Source organism: Methanocella sp. MCL-LM, from assembly GCF_049676595.1.
Taxonomy (GTDB): Archaea; Halobacteriota; Methanocellia; order Methanocellales; family Methanocellaceae; genus Methanocella_A.
Window position 1 is genome coordinate 1,121,898 of record NZ_CP187259.1, and the last position, 21,061, is coordinate 1,142,958.

Here is a 21,061-nt window from a genome sequence, read left to right on the forward strand (position 1 = left end):
TACAGTTTTTTTAATGCCGCTCAACAACCTTAAAGGTTCTCCAGATGCAGGCCACTTCATGGTGCAGAACCGGGAACGTGTCAAGCCTTACACCACGAAGGACGGCTCCACCGTCTGGGAACTCCTTCACCCGCTGAACACCCCTGTACTGGATGTCAGCGTCGCGGAAGCCTACGTCGAGAGCGGCAAAGAGACAAGGATGCACGTCCACCACGAATCCCAGGAGATCTACTATATAGTGGACGGGGAAGGCATCATGTGGCTGGGCAACCGGCGGATAGATGTCCGCCCCGGCGATGCAGTCCTCATTCCCCAGGGCACCCCCCACAAGATCAAGGCCGGGGAGGGCGGAGTTCGAATTTTGTGCATCTGCGCGCCACCGTATATGCACGAAGATACGGGGCTCATGGATGTCTGATTGCTCAGGCTGGTGAACCGTCAATGCGAACGCTGCGCTGTGACGCCAGCCCAGCGCAGCGATCGTCTTTGTCCACGAGCCGATATAGCATAGAGAAGAAAAACGATATAAACGATCAGCCCCCGTTTTCTGGTAAGATGACGCCACCCGCAGACGCCATTAACTCCCTGAAAAGCCTCGACTTTTTCAAGCAAGCTTACCGGATGAGGGTTGATGATCTGCTGGCGCAGAGAAAGGCGGGTAAAAAGGTCGTAGGCACCTTCTGCCTGTTCGTCCCGGACGAGATCATCTTCGCCGCGGGGGCTGACAGAGTGGTCCTTTGCGGGGGCAAGGTGGATACGATTCCCCTCGGGGAACAGTATTTACCGAGAAACGTCTGCCCTTTAATCAAGTCCTCATTCGGCTCGGTGGTGGGCGGGTGTACTGGCAAAGGTGAAGCCTGCCCTCACTTCGGCGTCGTGGATGCGGTTATCGGGGAATCGACCTGCGACGGCAAGAAGAAGATGTTCGAGCTGATGCAGCAGTTTATCCCCACTTACCTGATCGATTTACCCCAGAAGCCCGACACCCCGGCAGCACGCCAGTATTATCTCTCGGAGCTCGAGGCCTTCCAGGAGTACATGGAACGGCTGACCGGCAACAAGGTCACTGACGAGCGTCTGCGGGAGGAGATCAGGAACGGGAACGAGCTGCGCAAGCTGATGCAGCGCCTTTTCAATTACCGGAAAGCGGCCCGGCCACCCATTACCGGCCTCGAGATCCTGCAAGTCACCCAGCGTCAGCTTTTCCTGTCGCCCGGGCAGCTGAAAGCCGGTGTAGCCCGGCTGTGCGACGAGCTGGAAGGGCGTACTGGCGGCCCTTCAGGCCCCCGGATTATGATCTCTGGCTGTCCCATGTCGGCAGGCAATGTCAAGGTGCCCCGCATTGTCGAGGAGCGAGGCGCCGTCATCGTAGTCGAGGAAAGCTGTACTGGCACCCGGGCGTTCGACAACCTCGTCGACGAGACTAAGCCGCCACTGGAAGCGCTGGCGGAGAGGTACCTCCAGATACCGTGCTCCTGCATGACGCCCAACGACCGGCGCATCGACCGAATCCTGGCTCTCGCAAAAGAGTATCGCGTCGACGGGGTCGTACACTATTCGCTGCAGTCCTGCCACGGGTACAACGTGGAGAAGTTCAAAGTCCAGCAGGCGCTGCGGGAAGCCGGGATTCCCATGCTGGCGATCGAGACCGACTACTCTACGTCGGACGTGGAACAGCTGCGAGTCCGCATCGACGCCTTCCTGGAGATGTTAGCATGATGTCCGCAGGTATCGATGCTGGCGCTGCGACTATCAAAGCCGTGCTATTGATCGACGGAAAAGTGACGGGCAGCATCGTCCGGCCCACGGGCTTCGACTTCTCGGCTGCAGCGCTGCAGATATACGATGACCTGCTCCGGCAAACCGGCACAGAGAAAGCCGCCGTCGGCGCAATCGGCGCCACGGGCTACGGCCGGGACAGCATCTCTTTTGCCACGAAGCGGATTAGCGAGATTACTGCCCATGCCCAGGGCGTCTACCACCTGTACCCTGAAGTCCGGGGCATCATCGACATCGGCGGCCAGGATAGTAAGATCATAGTAGTCAACGACGGCAAGGTCGTCGATTTCCTCATGAACGATCGGTGTGCGGCAGGCACGGGCAAGTTCCTCGAGCACACTGCAAGGGCGCTTGAGCTCACTGTCGAAGACCTCGGCCAGATCGCTCTCTCCTCGAAAAGCCCGGCCAGCATCAACAGTATGTGCACAGTCTTCGCCGAGTCGGAGGTCATCTCTCTTAGAGCGAAAGGCTTCTCGAGAGAAGATATCGCCGCCGGGCTCGTCGAGAGTATAGCGAGGCGAGTGGCCGTCATGGCCAGGCAGAAGGGGCTTTACCAGGACATCGCCTTGGTCGGCGGCGTGGCGAAGAACGCCGGCATCAGGGTAGCCCTCGAAAAAGAACTGGGCGTGGGACTATTTGTGCCTCCTGAGCCCCAGATCACAGGAGCCATTGGCGCTTCGCTTATCGCGATGCGGTAAATTAATGAAGTAAAATGCACTATGGTTTGGCTTTCCAGTACACCTTGTGCCCGCGTAGCTCATACCCGGCCTCTTTGCGCTGGTTGAGCATGTACAGCATCGACCGGACAGTGGTTTCGCAGACGATGTGCATGGAGAAGTCGTCCCTGATGCCGAGCTTGCGCCCTACGAGGCTGACCATCTCCTCGGTGGTCCTCTCTTCCCTGCCAAGAAGGGCGATTACTGTCTCTTCGAGCATGTCGATGCCTTTCAGGTTAATCTCCGCCAGCTCCACGGCCTGCTCCTTGTTTAGCAGGACGCCGTGTGACGGGAGCACGAATTCTGCCTTCGACCTGATGATCGTTTCCAGGGATATACGGGCATCCGGGACGCTGGTGTAATATACTATGTGCTTGGTATCCCAGACTTTCTTCGTCACCATCGAATCGGCGACATAAAATACGCTATCGGGTGTCAGGAAGCCGCACTGCCACTGGGAGTGGCCGGGCAGCGGCACGACCTTGATCGGGGACACGAGCCGGTCCAGCGTGTCGTCCACAGGACAGCAGATCTTGCGGAAGTACCACGGCAGCATGCTCTCCGGTGGTACCGCCCAGCAGAAGTTACCGTTTGTATTGACGGCCGTATTCTCGATCATGGAGCGCTCTTCTCTGGGCGCGTACGTTTTGACGCCCCTCGCGTGAAGCTTCGCCCCGTTCCAGAAGTGATCGGTGTGGCAGTGAGAAATAAGCGCAGTCTTGACCGGCAGCGGGCTATCCCAGTCTACGTTCTCGTTGTTGCTGGGGTCCAACATATAGTCTTTATACAGGCACACATTGGTGATGCCCGGAATGTAAAACGTATCTCCAGTAACTTTGACCGGCTTCAAGCTCTTACCCTGGTGCTTAAGTCTACGGCGTTAATAGTTAAAGATTGCCATAGTCTGCCGCAAACCTCGGGGCCTCATCGTAGTACTTGCCGGTCAGCCCGGCGATATGGCCGGCGAAGGCCTCGCAGAAGCTCTCTTCGGGGTTAAAAGAGTAGCCGGAAGGCTTCGCGTGCTCGTAGCTCTGTTCCCACTGCTGCCGGCTCTCGGCGCTCATGTTGACGTAGATAAAGTGGGCGAACTCGTGGCAGATGATGTACATGATGGGACAGCCGCAGTCTGGGTGGTAGCTTGTCTCAATATCTTTTTGGTACCTGTCCTTGAGCCGGTCAGAGTCCTCGAGCCAGTCGGCGTTGATCAGGACTACCGGCATGGGCAGGAACGGCAGCCAGTGGTTCAGGCACATGGCGTAGGCGCCGAGCTGGCCTTTGAAGAAGTGACGGTCGATCCACCTGATCGGCGCTGGAATCGGGACTCCGGCTACAATCGCTCTTCTGGTCAGCAGCGGATATTTTACTTTGAGCTCTTCGCAGCTCTTAGTAACAAGACTTTGTGCTTTTTTAAGGGTACCGATGATTAGCGGCATGAAAAAAGTAAGTAGTATCCGGCGGTAGCCGGAAACTTTCTGATCAAATCTTTAAGCCTTAGCTTCTGCCTTATCGACACGGCCCTTCTTCTTCAGCTCTTCCTCGATCCACTCGAGCCTGCCCAATGCCGGCTGACGCATCGTCAGCCCGATCTTGCTTTCTCTGGGGTCGTGCTCGTTCAGGCTTACGGTGACGATTCTGGCCCTGACGTGGTCGCCTTCGTTCAGGGACCTGTTAGTCTCTCTGCTGGTCAGGCGGGCGCTCTTCTCGTCGTATGTCATGAACTCGTCGGCGATCTGGCTGACGTGGACCAGGCAGTCCACAGGCCCTACTGCTACGAATGCACCGAAGTTGACGATTTCGACTACGGAGCCTTCGATGATCTCCTGCTGTTCAGGCTTGTACGCGATGGCGTCGAACGTGACTTCGTAATAGACTGCCCCGTCGCCTACGAGGATGTGCCCCTCGCCGATCTCCGCGATGTCTGTGACTGCTACGATCGAGCCGAGCGTCTTGTCAATGCGGCCTTCCAGCTTCTCGCGAAGGGTCTCCGCAACTACGTTCTCCAGGTCTTCTTCCAGCCTCTGGGGCGGTATCCTGATGATGTCAACGAGTCTAACCTTTCTGTACATTCTGTAATCCCATCCGTGTGATAATTATTGATGATATTGATCTAGTCCATTTCCAGCTTGTGCCGTGAACGCATGAATATGCTCCTGATGCCTTCTGCTTTCAGGCGTTTGCGGAGGAGCACGTCGTTGGTAAACACCGGGACGCTCAGGCGCTTTGCGAGCTCGATGAGGACGTCGTCCGCGCTTCCGGGCGCTTCCACGATCGCGCATCTGGCAAGGAGGCCAGATGCGATCGAGAGCGCCAGGCGGTCCTTTCCCTTGACCTTTTGCTTCAGCGCCTCGATCTCTTCTTTCACGGCGGACGGCACCAGGAACTCGTCGTAGCCCAGCCGGCGCAGCTCCTCGAACACGTCGATGCCGTGCTGTCCGGGGACCATGAGCCCGTTGGTGTCGACCAGCACCTTCATTTAACCGACCAGTTCTCCGACGCCGATCAAGCGCCAGCGGGCGCCTATGCGGCGGCTGATGGCGATCCTGGAGCCTATTTCAGCGCATACGGGGCGCTTCAGCTTGACTTCAGCTTCGTCCTTGCGGGCGGAGGTGACCACGCCGATCGTCATCGAGGTGCCTACACTGAGCATCAGCGGCTCGCTCGTGGCGATGGGCTTGACTTTCTCGTCTTCGCTGACGCCGACCACCCGGTCGAGCAGCTGGGTCTTCATGACGAACTTCTGCCAGACGGGGGGCAGAGTGCCGGGCCTGCCTACTACCTGGCCGGCCATGCCGTCGCTCTTGGTCATGGCGGGGTCAAGCTTGGTGCCGACTGCCAGAAGGCCTCCGGGGGTGGCTACATCTACCGCGTCGCCGCCGTAGACCAGCCGGGTGACACTGGTCGTGATTGGAATCCAGCTTTCCCTGTTCTCGGACTCGACCCTTCTTCCGGGGCGGATCTCGATCTCGTCCTTGACGGATAGCTGTCCATGGGATATGGTGCCGCCGATGACGCCTCCGTTAAGCTTGGCCGGGGTTGTGCCCGGGCGGTTGACGTCGAAAGACCTGGCCACGTACAGGGTGACAGGCTTTTCCAGGTCGTGCTTCGGAGTCGGGATTTTCTCCTCGATCGTCTTGATGAGCACGTCGATGTTGACCTTCTGCTGGGCCGATATGGGTACGATCGGGGCATTCTCTGCCACCGTGCCCTTGACGAAGGCCTTGATCTGGTTAAAGTGCTTGATCGCGTCCTCGCGCGATACGATATCGATCTTGTTCTGGGCAATGACCACGTTCTTGATGCCGATGATGTCCAGCGCCATCAGGTGTTCTTTCGTCTGGGGCTGGGGGCAGGGCTCGTTGGCCGCGATGACCAGGACTGCGCCGTCCATGATGGCTGCTCCCGAAAGCATCGTCGCCATGAGCGTTTCGTGGCCCGGGGAGTCTACGAAGGAGACGGTCCTGAGCTCTTCGGCATCCCCGCCGCAGGTCGGGCACTTGGGAGTGGCGCAATAGCACTCCGGCTCGTTGCAGTTCTTGCATTTGTAAAAAGTACAGTCGGCGTAGCCGAGGCGAATCGAAATGCCTCTCTTAAGCTCCTCGCTGTGCGTGTCGGTCCACACGCCGGAGAGAGCGCTGACCAGGGTGGTTTTACCGTGGTCTACGTGGCCCACCATACCGATGTTAACAACAGGCTGTGACAAATCTGGTATCCTCCGGAAGAAATAATGTATGAGATGAACGATCAATCTGTATATATCACTCTTCGCGATGTTCTATCGACTTAGTATCACTTCTTATATAAGTACATTTAGGAAATAAACTTATTTCAATACCATGCTGTCAATTCTGATAAAAAGGAGCAATTGAGGTAGTTATGGGCGGCTGCGGCCGTAAGCCGGCCAGCGGCACCGGTATACCCCTCTTGCTGTCTGGGGCTGCGAGCTGTCCGCGCTAGCTCCGGTGAATCCGCTTGCGCTCATCTTTCTTTTCCCCTGCCTGGGCACCACCGTCACCCCTGTGAACGCGGTCATGCCGCTCCTGCATGAGGGCTCTTTTCCTGCGAAGGGCTTCCTGCTCTTCTTCCTCTTCCTCTTCGATCTGTCTCCTCGATTTTTTTCTGACTTCCACTGTTTTATACCTCCATCGTATGGATGATTGCTGCCATACAAAATTCGCAAATGCTAAATACGCCCAATATTATGCTGTAAGCTCCTATTCTAAGTAAATCTTTCCGTCTGGACCAGAATGGCTGACAGTACTGCCATATCTATAATTTCCGGCCTGTATCAGAGGGTTTAATTACTTCGGGCTCTAACGTGGTTATAGCAGGTCATACTCATGAGGACGATCATATTCACTCACGCCGACAGCGACGGGATATGCGCAGGCGCCCTTGCCCTTGCAGCTTTCCCCGACTCCCCGATCTACTTCACCAACGCAGTCTCCATCCTCGCCGACATCGAGAACGCCGTCGGCTTCGACCGGGCCGTGATCTGCGATATCGCCGTCAACATCTCGACCAGCGCCCGGCTCAGGGAACGCATCGACCGGCTCTCGGCCGAGACCAAAGTAATCTATCTTGATCACCACCCTCTTCCCGAAGGCTTCTCCGCAGGATGGATGATCAGCAATACTTCGTCGAGCGCCTCGGAGATGGCTTTCCGGCACTTCAAAGACCTGCTCTCTCCCGACATGAGCCGGGTCGCCCTTTACGGGGCCATCGGGGACTACCGCGACGACTCTCTCAGTATCTATAATATGGTGCAGAACTGGGACAAGCGCAGCCTTTACTACCAGGCGGGCACGCTGTCGCAGGGCATCGAGATCGGCAGGCGGGACTACGACTGGAAGCGTTATCTCGTCATGGAGCTGGCTAAGAACGTGCAGCCGTCGGATATCCCGGACCTCGCCAAAAATGCTATCCGGGCTTCCCAGATGGAGAACGAGCTGAGAATACACGTGGCGAAGGAGGTTATTCGGATGCGTAATCTTTCCTACGTCCTGGACCAGAATGCGTGTATGTCCAAGGCTGCGATCTACGCGAGAGTCTACGGCGACACTCCTGTCGGCATGTCTGCCGAATACCGGGACCACAGGGATGTCTACGATTTCAGCCTGCGGGCGATCGGACGGATCAACCTCAACCCCCTCGTGAGCCGCATCGCAGCGAGCCACGGGGGCAACGCCGGCGGCCACCCGCTGGCAGCCGGGGGCCGGGTGCCCTCCGGGCACCTAAAAGAGTTTCTGCTAGACTTGGATGCCGCGATAGGCGAAGAACTGGGTGCATGAGGGCACCCCCCTTTTTCTTTGCCGTAAGATTTTAATACTGGGAGACACTATTTGCAAGGCGGTGATTCTGCATGGGAAAGACTGGAAGCGTCGAATGGGTCCAGATCCGCGGAAGGAAGGGCCAGATGAGGCTCGTCCCCAAGGGCGACTCTCAAGGTAACAACCCGGGCCCCGCTCAGCGTTATGATTCCAAAGGCTTTGTGCGCCGTGTCCTCTCCAGGACTAAGAAGAACGTGCTCGGCGTGAAGGCCAGATCTAAGAAATAATTAACTTATTTCTCTTAAGGCCCCGTAAGGGGCCGGATCCGTATTTTAAAGTCATTTTTTATCTAACTCTTCACTAGCATACTTGTTGCGTATCGGTGGTATAGGCTAATTCGGAATCTCTCCTGCCGGCAGTCGGGTATATAAATATTCAGTTTTAACTATTAATTTTCAGATAATTAAGCGACTGCTGACCAGGCTACTCTATAATATCATAGTGTACCTTCCTGCAATGCAGGCGTAGCGCGGTTTTTCGAATTTTATAGTAATTATTGCATATTTTTCTCCGGTAATAAAAAGCTTTAAGAACGAAGCCGTATATCTAATGACAGCTATCAACAAAGATGATGCTATTCAGGGGAATTGTATGTCAAAGGCTGAAATACTGACCCAGTTAAAGACAGCCGAGGAGCAGGCGAAGGGACGTCGCGCAAAGGCCGATGAAGAGGCCAGGCAGACGATCGCCGCCGCCAGGAAGGATGCCTCGGCTATCCTCGAAAATGCCCGAGTAAAGGCAGCGGCTGAAGCCCAGTCGAAAATCGACAAGGCAGCAGCCGAAGTCGGAGCGGAATCGAAGGCGATGCGCACCGATGGCGAGAAGAGCGCTGCCGCGCTGAAGGCGACGGCAACGAAAAATGTGGGCGCTGCAACTGACAGTCTTATAAAAGAATTCGAGAGGTACGTCGATGTTAGAGCCTCACAGAATGGATAGGGTCCTCATCGTCGGTACCAAGGACGTAATGGAGCCCACGATCAACGCGCTGCACGAACTGAACCTGCTGCACGTGGAAGACTACGTAGCGGAAGACGAGTACTTTCAAATAGGCAAGCCCCTGAAGTCTGCAACTCCTCTCTCGGAGAAGCTGCTGAAGCTTCGCTCGATCAAGAGCTATCTCGGCACGAAAGAGGGTACCCCTTCGAAAGAAAAGAAGGCCAGAGTACAGCAGGAGCTCGAGGCTAACCTCGGGTCGCTCGAAGAGACCGTCACCAAAAAGACGTCCGAGAAGAGCGCCCTGGAGTCAGAGCTGAAAGATCTCGAGCACAAGTCCGAGATTCTGACGCCGTACGAAGCCCTCGGCTTACCGCTGGAGCTGCTTTCCGGATACGAGACTGTCACGGTCTTTACCGGCACGGCAGACGCAGGTATCGAGAGCGTCGTCAAGGGCATCACTACTAATTATGAACTGTTTTCTGCACCCTATGGCAAGGGTACTGTCATCGCCCTGATCGTCCCGAAGGACGTCGCCGGCAAGGTCTCCGAAGCGCTGCTCAAGAGCAACTTTGTCGAGATCGAGCAGCTGAAGGAGCATGGCGAACCTGCTGCCATCAGGAAGCGCATCGAGGATGGAAAAGTCCAGACCGCCTCAAAGCTTGAGAAGGTCACGGACGAGCTGGCGGAACTGAACAAGAAGTACGCCCAGTTCATCGTCTCCTCGGAAGAGCTGCTAAATATCGATACGCAGAAGGCTGAAGCCCCGCTGAGGTTCGCGACCTCGGAAAACACCTTCGTAGTCGAAGGCTGGGTCCCGACGGATGAGTTCGCAAAGCTCGAGTCGACGGTCGAAAAGGCGGCCGACGGCAGGGTCTACGTCACGAAGATCGAACCGAAGCCCGGGCACTACGAGAAACATGCTCCCGGCACGGCTATCGACACTCACGATGACCACCACGAGATCGACGCTCCGGTCAAGTATAACAACCCCAAGATCATGAGCCCGATCCAGAACGTCATCGACGCGTACGGAAGGCCAAAGTACAACGAAATCGATCCCACGATGATCTTCGCCATCGTCTTCCCGCTGTTCTACGGGTTTATCGTAGGCGACATCGGCTATGGCTTACTGATTCTGGCACTGGTGCTGGGCCTCAAGACTGTCCTGAAATCCGCCAACATGCAGATCCTGATTAAAGTCATGATCGTATGCGCGATCTCCTCGATCTTCTTCGGCATTCTGTTCGGAGAATTCCTGGGCTTTGCGATAGCCGAGCCAATAGTGGACGGCGAAGGCGGCATCCTCGGACTGGTCTCGCTGTCGGGCTTATACCCGCACTCGATTAACCTCGGCCCCGTCGGCCCGTTCTCGCTGCCCTTCGAAAGGATGCAGGCAGGCGGACCACATGACGGCGTATACGTGTTCGGCATCAAGGATCTGCTGGTGCTCACCTGTATCATCGGTGTCGCACAGATCATGCTGGGCTATGCCCTCGGCTTCTGGAACGAGCTCAAACAGCACGGCCTCAAGACCGCTATCCTGCACAAGGTAAGCTGGGCTTGCGTGCTCATGGGAGGAGTCGCAGTCGTATGGTATGTGTTCCCGCTGGCCTTAACTCAGGCGCTGGGCACGTTCACCCCGTTCGACCCGCTGTTCCTCGTGGGAGCGATCCTGTTCCTGCTGGGCATAGTAATGGTCCTGATGGGCGAAGGCCCGATGGGTCTCATAGAGATAACCTCTCTATTAAGCAACGTACTCTCCTATACTCGTCTGCTGGCAGTAGGGCTGTCCTCTGTCGGTATCGCGTTCGCGATTAACACCATCAGCATGATGCTGGCGGATGCGGGCGGAATAGGACTGATTGGAGCAATTATCGTGTTCCTTGTGGGACACCTTGTAAACCTGGTACTGGCAATGTACGCCCCCTTCATCCAGTCTCTCAGGTTGCACTTCGTAGAATTCTTCCAAAAATTCTACAAGAGCGGGGGCAGAATTTACAATCCATTTGGATACAACAGAAAATACACGGAGGACTAAAACATGGTTGATGGATTAGTTGCAATAGGCGTAGGATTAGCAGTCGGATTAGCTGGTATCGGCACTGGTATGTCTCAGGGCCCCATCGGCGCCGGTGTAGTAGGCGCAGTCGCTGAGGACCGCTCGTTCCTCGGTATGGGTGTCTTCTTCATCGCTCTGCCGGAAACCATCGTCATCTTCGGTCTGGTCTTTGCCATCCTGCTGATGTTCATGTAAATACGCTTTGTTAAGGTGAACCGACAATGGGACTGGACAAAGTTGTAAAGGACATCACGGATAAGGCCGAGGCGGACAGCAGGGGAATCGCCGCGAAAGCCGCAGCCGAAGCTGCCGAGATCAAGAAGTCGGCAGAGGCGGAGGCTAAGCAGATTACCGCAGCCGAGAACGCCAGAGCGGAACAGGCCATATCCAAGATGAGGCAGAGGGAACTTTCCAGCGCCAAGCTTGACGTGAAGAAGGCCAAGCTTAACTCTGAGAAAGATGTGCTTGCCGAAACGCACGCTGCGTTCGTCAAGCAGCTTTCCGCCCTTCCGAGGGAAAAGAAAGCTGATCTGCTTCAGAAGCTGATCAAGCTGGCGCAGAAAGACATTCCGCAGGGCAAGATCTTTACCAACGCAGCCGACGCGGACCTGGTCAGGAACTCCGGGTACGAGTACGGCGGCAACGTCAACTGCCTCGGCGGAATCGTAGTCACCAGCGTAGACGGAAGCGTCAACCTGGACTATACCTTTGACTCTATCCTGGAGGATGTCTGGACGTCCTCGATGAAGCCCGTTTCTGACATATTGTTTGGCAGCAGGTGAAATCCATGATAGGGCGACGTGCAATGGGCAACTACGCATATGCAAGCGCAAGGGTCAAGACGAGGAAATCGTTCCTGTACCCGAAGGAGACCTACCTCAAGCTCTTGCAGATGGATCTACCTGAAATAAGCAGGTTCATCGAGGAGAGCAGATACAAAAAGGAGATCGACGAGCTGGCAAACAAATATTCCGGCATCGATCTGCTGGAGTACGCGCTGAACCTCAACATGGCCAGGGAGATGAATGAAGTCCTGGACTTCTGCCAGGGCGAAATGAAGATTCTCCTCGGTGCCTATCTCATGAAGTGGGATGTCTGGAATATCAAGTCGATCCTGAGAGGAAAGAACTACGGCGCCTCAGAGGATGAGATTAAGGAAACCTTCGTGCCTGCGGGCGAGCTGCGCACATCGACCCTGGTTGACCTGATCCACAAAGGCAGCATACCGGACGTAATCGAAGGGCTGAACGGAACCCGGTTCTACAAGCCTCTCACCAGCTCGCTGGAAGATTTCAATAAGACTCAGAATCTTTCCCGGCTAGAAAACAACCTGGACAAAGCATATTATGCATACCTGCTTTCTATCAAGCTTGCGGGTACCAGTGCGGACGAGCTGATGATGACCTTCGTCAGGAGAGAGGTCGATATCACGAACCTCAGGACGCTGTTCAGGCTGAAGAGGCAGGGCCTCGAGCACGAGAAGATCATGGAATTCCTCGTACCCGGCGGCAAGCTCAAGGCAGACGACATGAGGAAGTTTGCCCAGGCGCCGAGCTTCGATGAGTTCGTGAACCTTCTGAAGGATACTCCCTACTGGACTGACCTGTCAGAGGCGATCGAGAACTACCGGGCGACCAAGTCCTTGAACGCGATCGAAGTGGCCCTCACCCGGGCTGACATCGGCTACGCGGACAAGATTTCGCACGCCTATCCGCTGTCGATTTTGCCTATTCTGGGCTACACTGTCCGGAAGCAGGTAGAAGTCACCAACATCCGCACTATCGCACGTGGCAAGGAAGTGAACCTCAGCAATGAGGTCATTAGAAACCAGCTGGTGATCTGATGGAAATCGCAGTTGTTGGGAAAAGCGAGTTCGTGGTCGGCTTCAGGCTGGCCGGGATCCACAAGACCTACGACGTCAAAAATGACAAGGACCTCGAGAGCAAGATCCGGGAGTGCCTGACCGACAGGAACCTCGGTATCATCGTCCTTCACTCGGACGACCTTAAAAATCTCTCTCCCGGCCTCCAGAAGGTCATCGACGAATCCGTAGAGCCGACGTTCATCGCGATCGGCAGTAAAGAAGATGCGGGACTGCGCGACAAGATCAAGCGCGCCATTGGTGTAGACCTTTGGAAGTGAGCCTGCAGTTGAATGTAATCTGTTAACAAAGGTGTTTACTGTGAGCCAAGAAGGAACAATTTACCGGGTTGCCGGTCCGGTGGTGACTGCAGTCGGCCTCAACGCCCGTATGTACGACGTGGTGAAAGTGGGCAAAGAGGGCCTGATGGGCGAGGTCATCGAAATCGACAACGATAAGGCCATCATCCAGGTGTACGAGAACACCTCCGCTATCAAGCCCGGCGAGCCTGTGCAGAACACTGGCCTGCCCTTATCGGTAGAGCTCGGCCCCGGCCTGCTTACCTCCATTTACGACGGTATCCAGAGGCCGCTGCCTGTGCTGAAGGAAAAGATGGGCAACTTCATCTCCAGAGGAGTTACAGCAACGGCTCTTCCCAGGGATAAGAAGTGGAACTTCGTGCCGACTGTGAAGGCTGGCGACAAAGTCGCAGGCGGTTCAGTCATCGGCACTGTCCAGGAAACCAGGACCATCGTTCAGAAGATCATGGTTCCCCCCGAGACGCCTGAGTCCACCATCAAGGACATCAAGGCCGGGGAGTTCACCGTCGAAGAGGTCATCGGCCACCTCGAGAACGGCACCGAACTGAAACTCATGCACAAGTGGCCTGTCAGAAAGTCCAGGCCCTACAAGGAAAAGCTTATGCCGGACATTCCCCTGGTCACCGGCCAGAGGATTCTGGACGGCCTGTTCCCGATCGCCAAGGGCGGCACAGCAGCCATCCCCGGGCCGTTCGGCAGCGGCAAGACCGTCACCCAGCAGCAGCTGGCCAAGTGGTCCGACGCAGAGATCGTCGTCTACATCGGCTGCGGCGAACGTGGCAACGAGATGACCGAAGTGCTGGCAGAGTTCCCGCACCTCACCGACCCGAAGTCCGGCAACCCGCTGATGGACAGAACCGTGCTCATCGCCAACACGTCCAACATGCCTGTGGCAGCCCGTGAAGCCTCGGTTTACACCGGCATCACGATCGCGGAATACTACCGTGACCAGGGCTACGGCGTGTCGCTGATGGCAGACTCCACCTCCAGGTGGGCAGAGGCCATGAGAGAAATTTCCTCGAGGCTGGAAGAGATGCCCGGTGAGGAAGGCTACCCCGCTTACCTCTCAGCCCGTCTCTCTGAATTCTACGAGAGGGCAGGCCGTGTGATTACCCCCATGGGCAAGGAAGGCAGCGTCACCGTTATCGGCGCAGTCAGCCCTCCGGGCGGCGACTTCTCCGAGCCGGTTACACAGAACACTCTCCGTATCGTCAAGGTGTTCTGGGCACTGGATGCCAAGCTGGCCCAGCGCAGGCACTTCCCCGCCATCAACTGGCTGAACAGCTACTCGCTATACCAGGACTCACTGAAGGACTGGTACACCAAGAACGTCTCGCCGGAATGGAACCCGCTCAAAGTCAGGTCCATGGAACTTCTCCAGCGTGAATCTGAGCTCCAGGAAATCGTCCAGCTCGTCGGCTCCGACGCTCTGCCCGAAGACCAGCAGCTCACTCTCGAAATCGCCAGGATGATCCGTGAATACTTCCTGCAGCAGAACGCCTACCACGATGTAGACACTTACTGCAGCATGAATAAGCAGTTCCTGATGCTCAAGTCGATCATGACCTTCGGCGACCTCGCTCAGAAGGCTCTCGCAGCAGGCGTACCCATGCCGAAGATCCTGTCGCTGAAATCCAAGGACGACCTGGCCAAGGTCAAGTACGAGTCTGACTTCGAGAAGTACCTGAACACTGTGAACTCTCAGATGCAGGCTGAGTTCAAGGCGCTGGAGGCAGCTTAAGATGAAGGAATATAAGACAATTAGCGAAATCGCCGGCCCGCTGGTCTTCGTCAGGAAGACTGAACCAGTCGGCTACGAAGAGCTGGTCAACATCCAGCTCGGCGACGGCACGATCAAGAAGGGCCAGGTACTGGACACGTCCAACGATATGGTGGCAGTCCAGGTGTTCGAAGGCACGGCCGGTATCTCCCGGGAGAGCAGCGTCAAGTTCCTGGGCGAGACCATCAAGATGCCCGTGTCGAAAGATATGTTAGGCCGTATCCTCTCCGGTGCCGGCGAGCCCATCGACGGCGGCCCGGCCATCATCCCGGAGAAGAGGCTGGACATCGTCGGCGCAGCCATCAACCCGTATTCTAGGAAGCAGCCGAAAGACTTCATCCAGACTGGCATCTCGACCATCGACGGCATGAACACGCTCGTCCGTGGCCAGAAGCTCCCGATCTTCTCGGGCTCCGGTCTGCCGCACAACGAAATTGCGCTGCAGATCGCCAGGCAGGCAAAAGTGGTAGGCTCGACTGAGCCGTTCGCAGTAGTCTTCTGCGCCATGGGTATCACTGCCGAAGAAGCGCAGACCTTCATGAAGGACTTCGAGAGGACGGGTGCTCTGGAGAGAGCCGTCGTCTTCATGAACCTGGCAGACGACCCGGCTATCGAGCGTATCATCACCCCGAGGCTGGCTCTGACTACCGCAGAGTACCTGGCCTTCGACCACGACATGCACGTGCTGGTCATCTACACAGACATGACCAACTACTGCGAGGCTCTCCGTCAGATCGGCGCAGCCCGTGAAGAAGTGCCCGGCAGGCGTGGCTACCCCGGTTACATGTACACCGACCTGGCCATGCTCTACGAGCGCGCAGGCATCATCGACGGCAAAAAGGGTTCAATCACCCAGCTGCCCATCCTGACGATGCCCGGTGACGATATCACCCACCCGATCCCTGACCTGACCGGCTACATTACCGAAGGCCAGATCGTGGTAGCGAAAGACCTCCACAGGAAGGGTATCTACCCACCCATCAACGTCTCGCCCTCGCTGTCCAGGCTGATGAACCTGGGTATCGGCCCCGGCAAGACCAGGGAAGACCACAAGGCCGTATCCGACCAGTGCTACTCGGCGTATGCAGAAGGTAAGGACCTTCGCGGCCTCGTAGCCATCGTCGGTAAGGACGCTCTCTCGGAGAGGGACCGGAACTTCCTGGACTTCGCCGATGCCTTCGAAGACAGATTTGTCAGACAGGGCCGTGAGGAAGACAGAACCATCGAGCAGACGCTCGACCTGGCGTGGCAACTCCTCGACCTGCTGCCGATCAACGCACTTAACAAGATCGACAACAAGTACATCGAGAAGTACCACCCGAAGAAGGCGAAGAAGTAAAGGTAAGGTGCGCCAATGGCTATAAAGGATAACATTAAGCCGACTCGTTCCGAGCTCCTGGAGCTGAAGAAGCGGATCGCTCTCTCGCAGAGCGGTCACAAGCTCCTGAAAATGAAGCGTGACGGCCTGATCATGGAATTCTTCGAGATCATGGACAAGGCTAAGAACGCCCGTGCGGAGCTCCTTACGTCGTACGACAATGCTACCCAGAAGATAGCCATTGCCAGGGCCGTTGAGGGAAACATGTCGGTCACCTCGGCCGCATTTTCCCTGAAGGAGCAGCCTGAAATCAACCTCGAAAGCAAGAACGTGATGGGCGTCGTCGTCCCCAAGATCGAGTCCTCGGGCATCCAGAAGCCCCTCCAGGAGAGAGGCTACGGTGTCATCGGGACCACGTCGAGGATCGACGAAGCGGCGGAAGCGTATGAGAAGCTCGTAGAGCAGATCATCATTTCGGCCGAGATCGAGTCCGCCATGAAGAAGCTCCTCGAGGATATCGAGAAGACCAAGCGCCGTGTCAACGCACTGGAATTCAAGGTAATTCCCGAGCTCAAGGAAGCGGAGCAGTTCATCAAGCTCAGGCTGGAAGAGATGGAACGTGAGAACACCTTCCGTCTCAAGAAGATCAAAGCATAATCATGCCCGATAAAAACATCATCGAACAGTACGCCGACAGAATCTTCGAAAATCCCGAGAATCTGGCAAAGTTACTGGTCTATGGCCAGTATCTCGTGCTGGGCATGATTATACTCGGCTACCTGATAATGGCCTACCTGCTCTTCGTTCGTTAGGGGCTATGCCTCTAACACACATTTTTTTAGTGATTTTTCAAACGGTATTCCGAAGTACGCATTATTCTTTTATACTTAAACAGATTATGATCGCACTATGCCAGAGTTGCGGGCGTTTAATCCTGTGAGCACGGCGCTCGACAGGACAAAAAAGCTCCTTTTCGAGCCTTTTGATGCGTGGGTATGGTTAAAGTTAGTCATCATCATGTTCTTCGTGGGCAGCGGAGGCCGCTCTTTCAACCCCGGCAACGCGTTGCAGTATATGACAGGTGGCGAAGATGGTAATTTTTCCGGTGACGTTCTGGCGAATGGCATCTCAAGCATTATGTCTGATACGGCCCTTCTGGCTTTCATCGCTCTGATCCTTGTAGCAATTATCGTTCTGGTGCTCATTTTCTCTTACCTGAGGGGCGTCTTCTCGTTCATACTGATCGATGCGCTGACCTCCGGGCAGATCAGCCTCATCCGGTCTTTCCGGGAAAACCTGGGCCGAGGCTTCAAAGCTTTCCTGTTTAACGTAGCGGTAATGTTAGTATCACTGACGATGGCATTACTGATGCTGATCGTTCTTCTGCTGACTATCTTCTGGCTGATAGGGGCGGGTGACTCGAATGCCACCAGGGCTGGACTGGTGCTGCTGGCGGTAGGTATCTTATTGATCACAATCGTGGCCTTCATCGTATTTTCGCTTATAGTCGGCCTGATTACCGGCTTCTTCTACGACTTCGCCATCCCTCTCATACGCTTCAGAAACATGGGCCTGATGGAGTCGATAAAACACGTTATCGGGCTGGTGGCAAAAGAGCCTGTAGAGTTTATAGTCTACGTAGCAGTCAGATGGGCTCTGGAGGCCGTCGTAGGCTTCATCTTCGGCATCATCTACCTCTGCATCTTCGCAGTATTCCTCGCTGTAGGAGTGATTCTTGCGATGATGGCAGTGGCAGCGGCAGAAATCTCAGTGTGGCTTCTGGTCCCGTTCGGTCTGGTGTTCGTAGTAGGCTTTGCACTACTAATCGCCATAATGGCGCTTCTCTCCATGCCCGTGGGAGTTTACTTCAGGTACTACTCGCTGGAGTTCCTGAAAGCGTTTGATCAGAGCTACGTCCAGTACACGGGACGGTTCGCATAAAAAGAGCGGGCTGGCAGGCGTAGGTGATATTGTATCACCTATGCCAGAACTGGCGAAAATAGTTTTTTTATTTACTTTTCCATCTTACCCAGGTCTTTGTGCATGTAAATGTCCGCACAACGCTTGGAGCAAAAGCTCTTGCCTGCATATTTCTCAACTTTATGACCAGCCAGTGATTTTCCGCAGCTGGCGCATGTTTTGGCGCCGAAAATTTTGTCGAACATGCGATTCACCGATAAAATGTATTACGCGGCCTGCAGTTAAAACGATACCGGTTGGCCCTTCAGATTTACCTTTGATCAGATTATCTTTTTATAGGAGCGGTCGGGATATAAAAGACTGGCACGGGTGTAAACATGAGATACAAACTCGGCATCACAAACCTGTTATCGATCGCTATTCTGTCAGCCTTGTTGATCGCTATATTCTCCGGCACTGCCGTGGGCGCAACAGCAGACAGGCTATACGTCGCAGACTACGATGACAACATCGTCTACGTTGTCGACCCGGACACGGGTAAGCTACTCAAGAACATATCCGTGGGCAGCCACCCGGTCAAGGTCATCACCGACCCCACCGGCACTGTGGCATACGTGCTTACCGAAGGCGACAACAACATCTCGGTGATCAGCATCGACCGGGACGAAGTGATGCGAAAGATGCCCTCCGGAGAGGAGCCGACGAACATGGCAATCTCCCCGGACGGAATGAGGCTTTACGTGACCAGCTTCAATAACCACGTTGTCTACGTGATCAACACCACCGGGGGTAGCATGGAGAAGACCATCCGGGTCGGGTCCGGACCTACCGGCATCGCCTTTACCTCTGACGGCTTCGCATGCGTCGAGAACTCCGCGGATAACACCGTAATGGTTATAGACTCCGCCGGCAGGAAGCCAGTTAAGACCCTCAATGTCGGAACGTGGCCTGAAAACATCGGCATCGACCCGTACAACAGGCAGGCTTTCGTGCCAGGCTTCACTGACGGTTCCCTCACGATCATCGAAACTAACGGCTGGTCGATTGTCAGGACTACTAACATAGGCGGCAACCCGCTGGACATCACCTACGACGTAGGCAAGGGCGTTTTCTACGTGACCGACCCCACAGCCGGCCAGGTACGGATAGTCGACCCCAATGGCGAAGCCAGCCTGCTCGCCTCCATACCTGCCGCCCGCAGCATCATCGCAGAGAGCCAGGGCAGCCGCGTCTTCGTGGCCAGCCCGGACAACGGCACTATCAGCATTATTACCACCACCGGCTCGGACAAGCCTGTCACATACAAGATAGGCCATAAGCCAACGTCCATCGCCCCGATCTATCTAGGGGACGATGGCACGCCAGTAGCCACTGCTACTCCGACAAGCACTCCAGTGCCCACCCCGGTGCCGGCAACACCCACCCCTGTCATAACCCCCACAGCCGTACCGCCGACGGCCACTCCGAGCCCGACCCCTGCTCCGGCCCCGATCTCGCCGTTGCTGCCGCTGCTGGCTTTGAGTGCGGTTGCCGTGGTGCTGACAGCGAAGAAGGCATAGACGGTTGCCGAAGGCCTTATTACTTTTAAGGCTTTCTCTTTTTTAGTCCGGAGGTATATTTTTAAAGTATGACCGTTTTTGTTATATCATGCTTACCCGGAGGATAATACCCTGTCTGGACGTCACGCTGGGGCCGAATGGCGGCAGCGTGGTCAAGGGCGTCGAATTCGTGAACCTGCGGAGCGCGGGCGATCCGGTAGAGCTGGCGAAGCGCTACAATGATCAGGGCGCGGATGAGCTGGTCTTCCTGGATATCACCGCCTCTCACGAGGGCCGGAACACGATGATCGACGTGATCGAGCGGACGGCCAGCGAAGTGTTCATCCCCATGACCGTCGGCGGCGGTATCAAGACCCTCGACGAGATCCGGGCGCTCCTCCGGGCAGGGGCGGACAAGATCACGGTAAACACTACGGCAGTGAAGGACCCCGACTTCATCCGCCGGGCTTCGGATATCTTCGGCTCCCAGTGCATCGTGACAGCGATAGATTGCAGAAGTAACACCAATATTGATGACCCTAATGCCCGTAACATCGTTCGTCGCAGAGACGGCACTCCGGCTTGGTACGAGGTTGTCATCTACGGCGGCCGCAAGCCCACCGGCCTTGACGCCATCGAGTGGGCGAAAACCATCGAAGAGCTCGGCAGCGGCGAAATCATGCTCACGAGCATGGACGCCGACGGCACTAAAGACGGCTACGACCTTTACATCACCAAAGCCATCGGCGAGGCAGTCCGCATTCCCGTCATCGCCTCGGGCGGCGCCGGCACCATCGAGCACATGTATGACGCCTTCAAGGTAGCCAACGCAGACGCAGCGCTGGCCGCCAGCATCTTCCACTTCGGCGAGTATACGATTGGCGAGGCCAAGGATTATCTGAGACGCCGTGGTATACCCGTGAGGCCTTAGTATGGAAATCCGGGAATTCCAGCGGCTGATGAAAGAGCTTTACGGCGAGAACGACAAGGCCAGGGGCTTCGAAAAGACCGCTTTGTGGTTCTACGAAGAAACCGGCGAGCTCGCCGAGGCCCTCAGAAAAGAGAACAAAGAAGAGATCGCCCACGAGATGGCCGACGTCTTCGCCTGGATGGTCTCCATGGCCAACATGCTCGACATCGACGTCCAGGATGCCTGCCTGTCTAAATATCCTCTCAAGTGCACCCGGTGCAATTCCAATCCCTGCCAGTGCGGGAAATAATTGAACCATTGCGTCACTGGTCTTTATCCGGACAACTGGAAAACGGATGTTCAAACCACGGCGGCACGGCGGCACAGAGACAATGCGAGAAACGATAGCCGGATGGTTATTTGAACCACGGCGGCACGGCGACACAGAGACAATGGTGTACTGTGAAACAAGCTCTCTTTTTTAGATCCACAGCGGCACGGAGACAGTGCATTGATCAAGATGGTTACTGGTCGATCGATTAAGCATGGCCTACCAGCATATAGTCATAGTTTAAGGGCATGTCCCAGTTTTGCTGT

26 protein-coding genes are annotated in these 21,061 nt (G+C 55.8%); 19 read left to right on the forward strand and 7 right to left on the reverse strand.

Going from position 1 to position 21,061, the window contains the following annotated elements; all coding sequences use genetic code 11:
- The first annotated feature begins 13 nt into the window (after nucleotides 1-13).
- The 3 genes from ACPLPM_RS05525 (at nucleotide 14) to ACPLPM_RS05535 (ending at nucleotide 2,477) form a co-directional block, all read left to right on the forward strand.
- Nucleotides 14-418, forward strand: a complete 405-nt coding sequence (locus ACPLPM_RS05525) for a cupin domain-containing protein (protein WP_424359246.1) — start codon at nucleotides 14-16, stop codon at nucleotides 416-418.
- Between the two features lie 137 nt (nucleotides 419-555).
- Entirely contained in the window at nucleotides 556-1,719 is a 1,164-nt protein-coding gene (locus ACPLPM_RS05530) for a double-cubane-cluster-containing anaerobic reductase (RefSeq protein WP_424359247.1), read from the forward strand.
- A complete protein-coding gene (locus ACPLPM_RS05535; protein WP_424359248.1) occupies nucleotides 1,716-2,477 on the forward strand; it encodes an acyl-CoA dehydratase activase in 762 nt (253 codons plus the stop codon). The genes ACPLPM_RS05530 and ACPLPM_RS05535 overlap by 4 nt, the downstream gene beginning before the upstream one ends.
- A 19-nt stretch (nucleotides 2,478-2,496) precedes the next feature.
- Here the strand turns inward: ACPLPM_RS05535 and ACPLPM_RS05540 are convergent, their stop codons facing one another.
- The 6 genes from ACPLPM_RS05540 to ACPLPM_RS05565 form a co-directional block, all read right to left on the reverse strand.
- The gene (locus ACPLPM_RS05540; RefSeq protein ID WP_424359249.1) at nucleotides 2,497-3,345 is read right to left on the reverse strand and encodes an MBL fold metallo-hydrolase; all 849 of its coding nucleotides are present in this window, start codon (nucleotides 3,343-3,345) and stop codon (nucleotides 2,497-2,499) included.
- Between the two features lie 37 nt (nucleotides 3,346-3,382).
- Nucleotides 3,383-3,928 carry a hypothetical protein gene (locus ACPLPM_RS05545; protein WP_424359250.1) on the reverse strand — a complete coding sequence of 182 codons (546 nt, stop codon included), beginning with the start codon at nucleotides 3,926-3,928 and terminating at the stop codon, nucleotides 3,383-3,385.
- 51 nt (nucleotides 3,929-3,979) lie between these two features.
- Nucleotides 3,980-4,561 carry a DNA-directed RNA polymerase gene (locus ACPLPM_RS05550; RefSeq protein ID WP_424359251.1) on the reverse strand — a complete coding sequence of 194 codons (582 nt, stop codon included), beginning with the start codon at nucleotides 4,559-4,561 and terminating at the stop codon, nucleotides 3,980-3,982.
- Nucleotides 4,562-4,602: 41 nt separating this feature from the next.
- Nucleotides 4,603-4,968: a PIN domain-containing protein gene (locus ACPLPM_RS05555; RefSeq protein WP_424359252.1), complete on the reverse strand. Its 366-nt coding sequence runs from the start codon at nucleotides 4,966-4,968 to the stop codon at nucleotides 4,603-4,605.
- The gene (locus ACPLPM_RS05560) at nucleotides 4,969-6,195 is read right to left on the reverse strand and encodes a translation initiation factor IF-2 subunit gamma (RefSeq protein ID WP_424359253.1); all 1,227 of its coding nucleotides are present in this window, start codon (nucleotides 6,193-6,195) and stop codon (nucleotides 4,969-4,971) included.
- Nucleotides 6,196-6,445: 250 nt separating this feature from the next.
- Nucleotides 6,446-6,622 (reverse strand): hypothetical protein, encoded by a 177-nt coding sequence (locus ACPLPM_RS05565; protein WP_424359254.1) that lies wholly within the window; start codon nucleotides 6,620-6,622, stop codon nucleotides 6,446-6,448.
- Nucleotides 6,623-6,832: 210 nt separating this feature from the next.
- Between ACPLPM_RS05565 and ACPLPM_RS05570 the strand changes: the two genes are divergently transcribed.
- The 13 genes from ACPLPM_RS05570 (at nucleotide 6,833) to ACPLPM_RS05630 (ending at nucleotide 18,037) form a co-directional block, all read left to right on the forward strand.
- Nucleotides 6,833-7,783, forward strand: a complete 951-nt coding sequence (locus ACPLPM_RS05570) for a DHHA1 domain-containing protein (protein WP_424359255.1) — start codon at nucleotides 6,833-6,835, stop codon at nucleotides 7,781-7,783.
- A 71-nt stretch (nucleotides 7,784-7,854) separates the two neighbouring features.
- A complete protein-coding gene (locus ACPLPM_RS05575) occupies nucleotides 7,855-8,049 on the forward strand; it encodes a DUF5350 domain-containing protein (RefSeq protein WP_424359256.1) in 195 nt (64 codons plus the stop codon).
- Between the two features lie 364 nt (nucleotides 8,050-8,413).
- Nucleotides 8,414-8,758, forward strand: coding sequence for a hypothetical protein (locus tag ACPLPM_RS05580; RefSeq protein WP_424359257.1), 345 nt, complete (start codon nucleotides 8,414-8,416; stop codon nucleotides 8,756-8,758).
- Nucleotides 8,733-10,796, forward strand: coding sequence for a V-type ATP synthase subunit I (locus tag ACPLPM_RS05585; protein WP_424359258.1), 2,064 nt, complete (start codon nucleotides 8,733-8,735; stop codon nucleotides 10,794-10,796). The genes ACPLPM_RS05580 and ACPLPM_RS05585 overlap by 26 nt, the downstream gene beginning before the upstream one ends.
- Before the next feature lie 3 nt (nucleotides 10,797-10,799).
- Nucleotides 10,800-11,012, forward strand: coding sequence for an A(1)A(0)-type ATP synthase subunit K (locus ACPLPM_RS05590; RefSeq protein ID WP_012035398.1), 213 nt, complete (start codon nucleotides 10,800-10,802; stop codon nucleotides 11,010-11,012).
- 26 nt (nucleotides 11,013-11,038) lie between these two features.
- Nucleotides 11,039-11,599, forward strand: a complete 561-nt coding sequence (locus ACPLPM_RS05595) for a V-type ATP synthase subunit E family protein (protein ID WP_424359259.1) — start codon at nucleotides 11,039-11,041, stop codon at nucleotides 11,597-11,599.
- Nucleotides 11,600-11,604: 5 nt separating this feature from the next.
- Nucleotides 11,605-12,660 (forward strand): V-type ATP synthase subunit C, encoded by a 1,056-nt coding sequence (locus ACPLPM_RS05600; RefSeq protein WP_424359260.1) that lies wholly within the window; start codon nucleotides 11,605-11,607, stop codon nucleotides 12,658-12,660.
- Nucleotides 12,660-12,959 carry a V-type ATP synthase subunit F gene (locus ACPLPM_RS05605; protein ID WP_424359261.1) on the forward strand — a complete coding sequence of 100 codons (300 nt, stop codon included), beginning with the start codon at nucleotides 12,660-12,662 and terminating at the stop codon, nucleotides 12,957-12,959. Before ACPLPM_RS05600 ends, ACPLPM_RS05605 begins: the two co-directional genes overlap by 1 nt.
- A gap of 40 nt (nucleotides 12,960-12,999) precedes the next feature.
- Nucleotides 13,000-14,739, forward strand: a complete 1,740-nt coding sequence (locus tag ACPLPM_RS05610; protein ID WP_424359262.1) for an ATP synthase subunit A — start codon at nucleotides 13,000-13,002, stop codon at nucleotides 14,737-14,739.
- A 1-nt stretch (nucleotide 14,740) separates the two neighbouring features.
- Nucleotides 14,741-16,117, forward strand: coding sequence for an ATP synthase subunit B (locus tag ACPLPM_RS05615; protein WP_424359263.1), 1,377 nt, complete (start codon nucleotides 14,741-14,743; stop codon nucleotides 16,115-16,117).
- A 15-nt stretch (nucleotides 16,118-16,132) separates the two neighbouring features.
- Nucleotides 16,133-16,753, forward strand: coding sequence for a V-type ATP synthase subunit D (locus ACPLPM_RS05620; protein ID WP_424359264.1), 621 nt, complete (start codon nucleotides 16,133-16,135; stop codon nucleotides 16,751-16,753).
- 2 nt (nucleotides 16,754-16,755) lie between these two features.
- The gene (locus tag ACPLPM_RS05625; RefSeq protein WP_424359265.1) at nucleotides 16,756-16,908 is read left to right on the forward strand and encodes a hypothetical protein; all 153 of its coding nucleotides are present in this window, start codon (nucleotides 16,756-16,758) and stop codon (nucleotides 16,906-16,908) included.
- A gap of 97 nt (nucleotides 16,909-17,005) precedes the next feature.
- On the forward strand, nucleotides 17,006-18,037 hold the full coding sequence (locus ACPLPM_RS05630; RefSeq protein ID WP_424359266.1) for a DUF7544 domain-containing protein: 1,032 nt from the start codon (nucleotides 17,006-17,008) through the stop codon (nucleotides 18,035-18,037).
- A gap of 71 nt (nucleotides 18,038-18,108) precedes the next feature.
- Here ACPLPM_RS05630 and ACPLPM_RS05635 read toward each other — a convergent pair whose 3' ends face one another.
- On the reverse strand, nucleotides 18,109-18,261 hold the full coding sequence (locus ACPLPM_RS05635) for a hypothetical protein (protein ID WP_424359267.1): 153 nt from the start codon (nucleotides 18,259-18,261) through the stop codon (nucleotides 18,109-18,111).
- 132 nt (nucleotides 18,262-18,393) lie between these two features.
- Here ACPLPM_RS05635 and ACPLPM_RS05640 point away from each other — a divergent pair, with 132 nt between their 5' ends.
- The 3 genes from ACPLPM_RS05640 (at nucleotide 18,394) to ACPLPM_RS05650 (ending at nucleotide 20,774) form a co-directional block, all read left to right on the forward strand.
- A complete protein-coding gene (locus tag ACPLPM_RS05640; RefSeq protein WP_424359268.1) occupies nucleotides 18,394-19,575 on the forward strand; it encodes a YncE family protein in 1,182 nt (393 codons plus the stop codon).
- An 88-nt stretch (nucleotides 19,576-19,663) separates the two neighbouring features.
- The gene (hisF, locus tag ACPLPM_RS05645) at nucleotides 19,664-20,485 is read left to right on the forward strand and encodes an imidazole glycerol phosphate synthase subunit HisF (protein ID WP_424359269.1); all 822 of its coding nucleotides are present in this window, start codon (nucleotides 19,664-19,666) and stop codon (nucleotides 20,483-20,485) included.
- Between the two features lies 1 nt (nucleotide 20,486).
- Nucleotides 20,487-20,774: a MazG nucleotide pyrophosphohydrolase domain-containing protein gene (locus ACPLPM_RS05650; RefSeq protein WP_012035388.1), complete on the forward strand. Its 288-nt coding sequence runs from the start codon at nucleotides 20,487-20,489 to the stop codon at nucleotides 20,772-20,774.
- Nucleotides 20,775-21,061 lie beyond the last annotated feature (287 nt).

What these genes read in the sequence shown, in the direction of transcription:
- ACPLPM_RS05525 (WP_424359246.1), top strand. Translation starts at nt 14, where the DNA reads ATGCCGCTCAACAACCTTAAAGGTTCTCCAGATGCAGGCCACTTCATG.
- ACPLPM_RS05530 (WP_424359247.1), top strand. Translation starts at nt 556, where the DNA reads ATGACGCCACCCGCAGACGCCATTAACTCCCTGAAAAGCCTCGACTTT.
- ACPLPM_RS05535 (WP_424359248.1), top strand. Translation starts at nt 1,716, where the DNA reads ATGATGTCCGCAGGTATCGATGCTGGCGCTGCGACTATCAAAGCCGTG.
- ACPLPM_RS05545 (WP_424359250.1), bottom strand. Translation starts at nt 3,928, where the DNA reads ATGCCGCTAATCATCGGTACCCTTAAAAAAGCACAAAGTCTTGTTACT.
- ACPLPM_RS05550 (WP_424359251.1), bottom strand. Translation starts at nt 4,561, where the DNA reads ATGTACAGAAAGGTTAGACTCGTTGACATCATCAGGATACCGCCCCAG.
- ACPLPM_RS05555 (WP_424359252.1), bottom strand. Translation starts at nt 4,968, where the DNA reads ATGAAGGTGCTGGTCGACACCAACGGGCTCATGGTCCCCGGACAGCAC.
- ACPLPM_RS05570 (WP_424359255.1), top strand. Translation starts at nt 6,833, where the DNA reads ATGAGGACGATCATATTCACTCACGCCGACAGCGACGGGATATGCGCA.
- ACPLPM_RS05575 (WP_424359256.1), top strand. Translation starts at nt 7,855, where the DNA reads ATGGGAAAGACTGGAAGCGTCGAATGGGTCCAGATCCGCGGAAGGAAG.
- ACPLPM_RS05580 (WP_424359257.1), top strand. Translation starts at nt 8,414, where the DNA reads ATGTCAAAGGCTGAAATACTGACCCAGTTAAAGACAGCCGAGGAGCAG.
- ACPLPM_RS05585 (WP_424359258.1), top strand. Translation starts at nt 8,733, where the DNA reads ATGTTAGAGCCTCACAGAATGGATAGGGTCCTCATCGTCGGTACCAAG.
- ACPLPM_RS05590 (WP_012035398.1), top strand. Translation starts at nt 10,800, where the DNA reads ATGGTTGATGGATTAGTTGCAATAGGCGTAGGATTAGCAGTCGGATTA.
- ACPLPM_RS05595 (WP_424359259.1), top strand. Translation starts at nt 11,039, where the DNA reads ATGGGACTGGACAAAGTTGTAAAGGACATCACGGATAAGGCCGAGGCG.
- ACPLPM_RS05600 (WP_424359260.1), top strand. Translation starts at nt 11,605, where the DNA reads ATGATAGGGCGACGTGCAATGGGCAACTACGCATATGCAAGCGCAAGG.
- ACPLPM_RS05605 (WP_424359261.1), top strand. Translation starts at nt 12,660, where the DNA reads ATGGAAATCGCAGTTGTTGGGAAAAGCGAGTTCGTGGTCGGCTTCAGG.
- ACPLPM_RS05615 (WP_424359263.1), top strand. Translation starts at nt 14,741, where the DNA reads ATGAAGGAATATAAGACAATTAGCGAAATCGCCGGCCCGCTGGTCTTC.
- ACPLPM_RS05620 (WP_424359264.1), top strand. Translation starts at nt 16,133, where the DNA reads ATGGCTATAAAGGATAACATTAAGCCGACTCGTTCCGAGCTCCTGGAG.
- ACPLPM_RS05625 (WP_424359265.1), top strand. Translation starts at nt 16,756, where the DNA reads ATGCCCGATAAAAACATCATCGAACAGTACGCCGACAGAATCTTCGAA.
- ACPLPM_RS05630 (WP_424359266.1), top strand. Translation starts at nt 17,006, where the DNA reads ATGCCAGAGTTGCGGGCGTTTAATCCTGTGAGCACGGCGCTCGACAGG.
- ACPLPM_RS05635 (WP_424359267.1), bottom strand. Translation starts at nt 18,261, where the DNA reads ATGTTCGACAAAATTTTCGGCGCCAAAACATGCGCCAGCTGCGGAAAA.
- ACPLPM_RS05640 (WP_424359268.1), top strand. Translation starts at nt 18,394, where the DNA reads ATGAGATACAAACTCGGCATCACAAACCTGTTATCGATCGCTATTCTG.
- hisF (WP_424359269.1), top strand. Translation starts at nt 19,664, where the DNA reads ATGCTTACCCGGAGGATAATACCCTGTCTGGACGTCACGCTGGGGCCG.
- ACPLPM_RS05650 (WP_012035388.1), top strand. Translation starts at nt 20,487, where the DNA reads ATGGAAATCCGGGAATTCCAGCGGCTGATGAAAGAGCTTTACGGCGAG.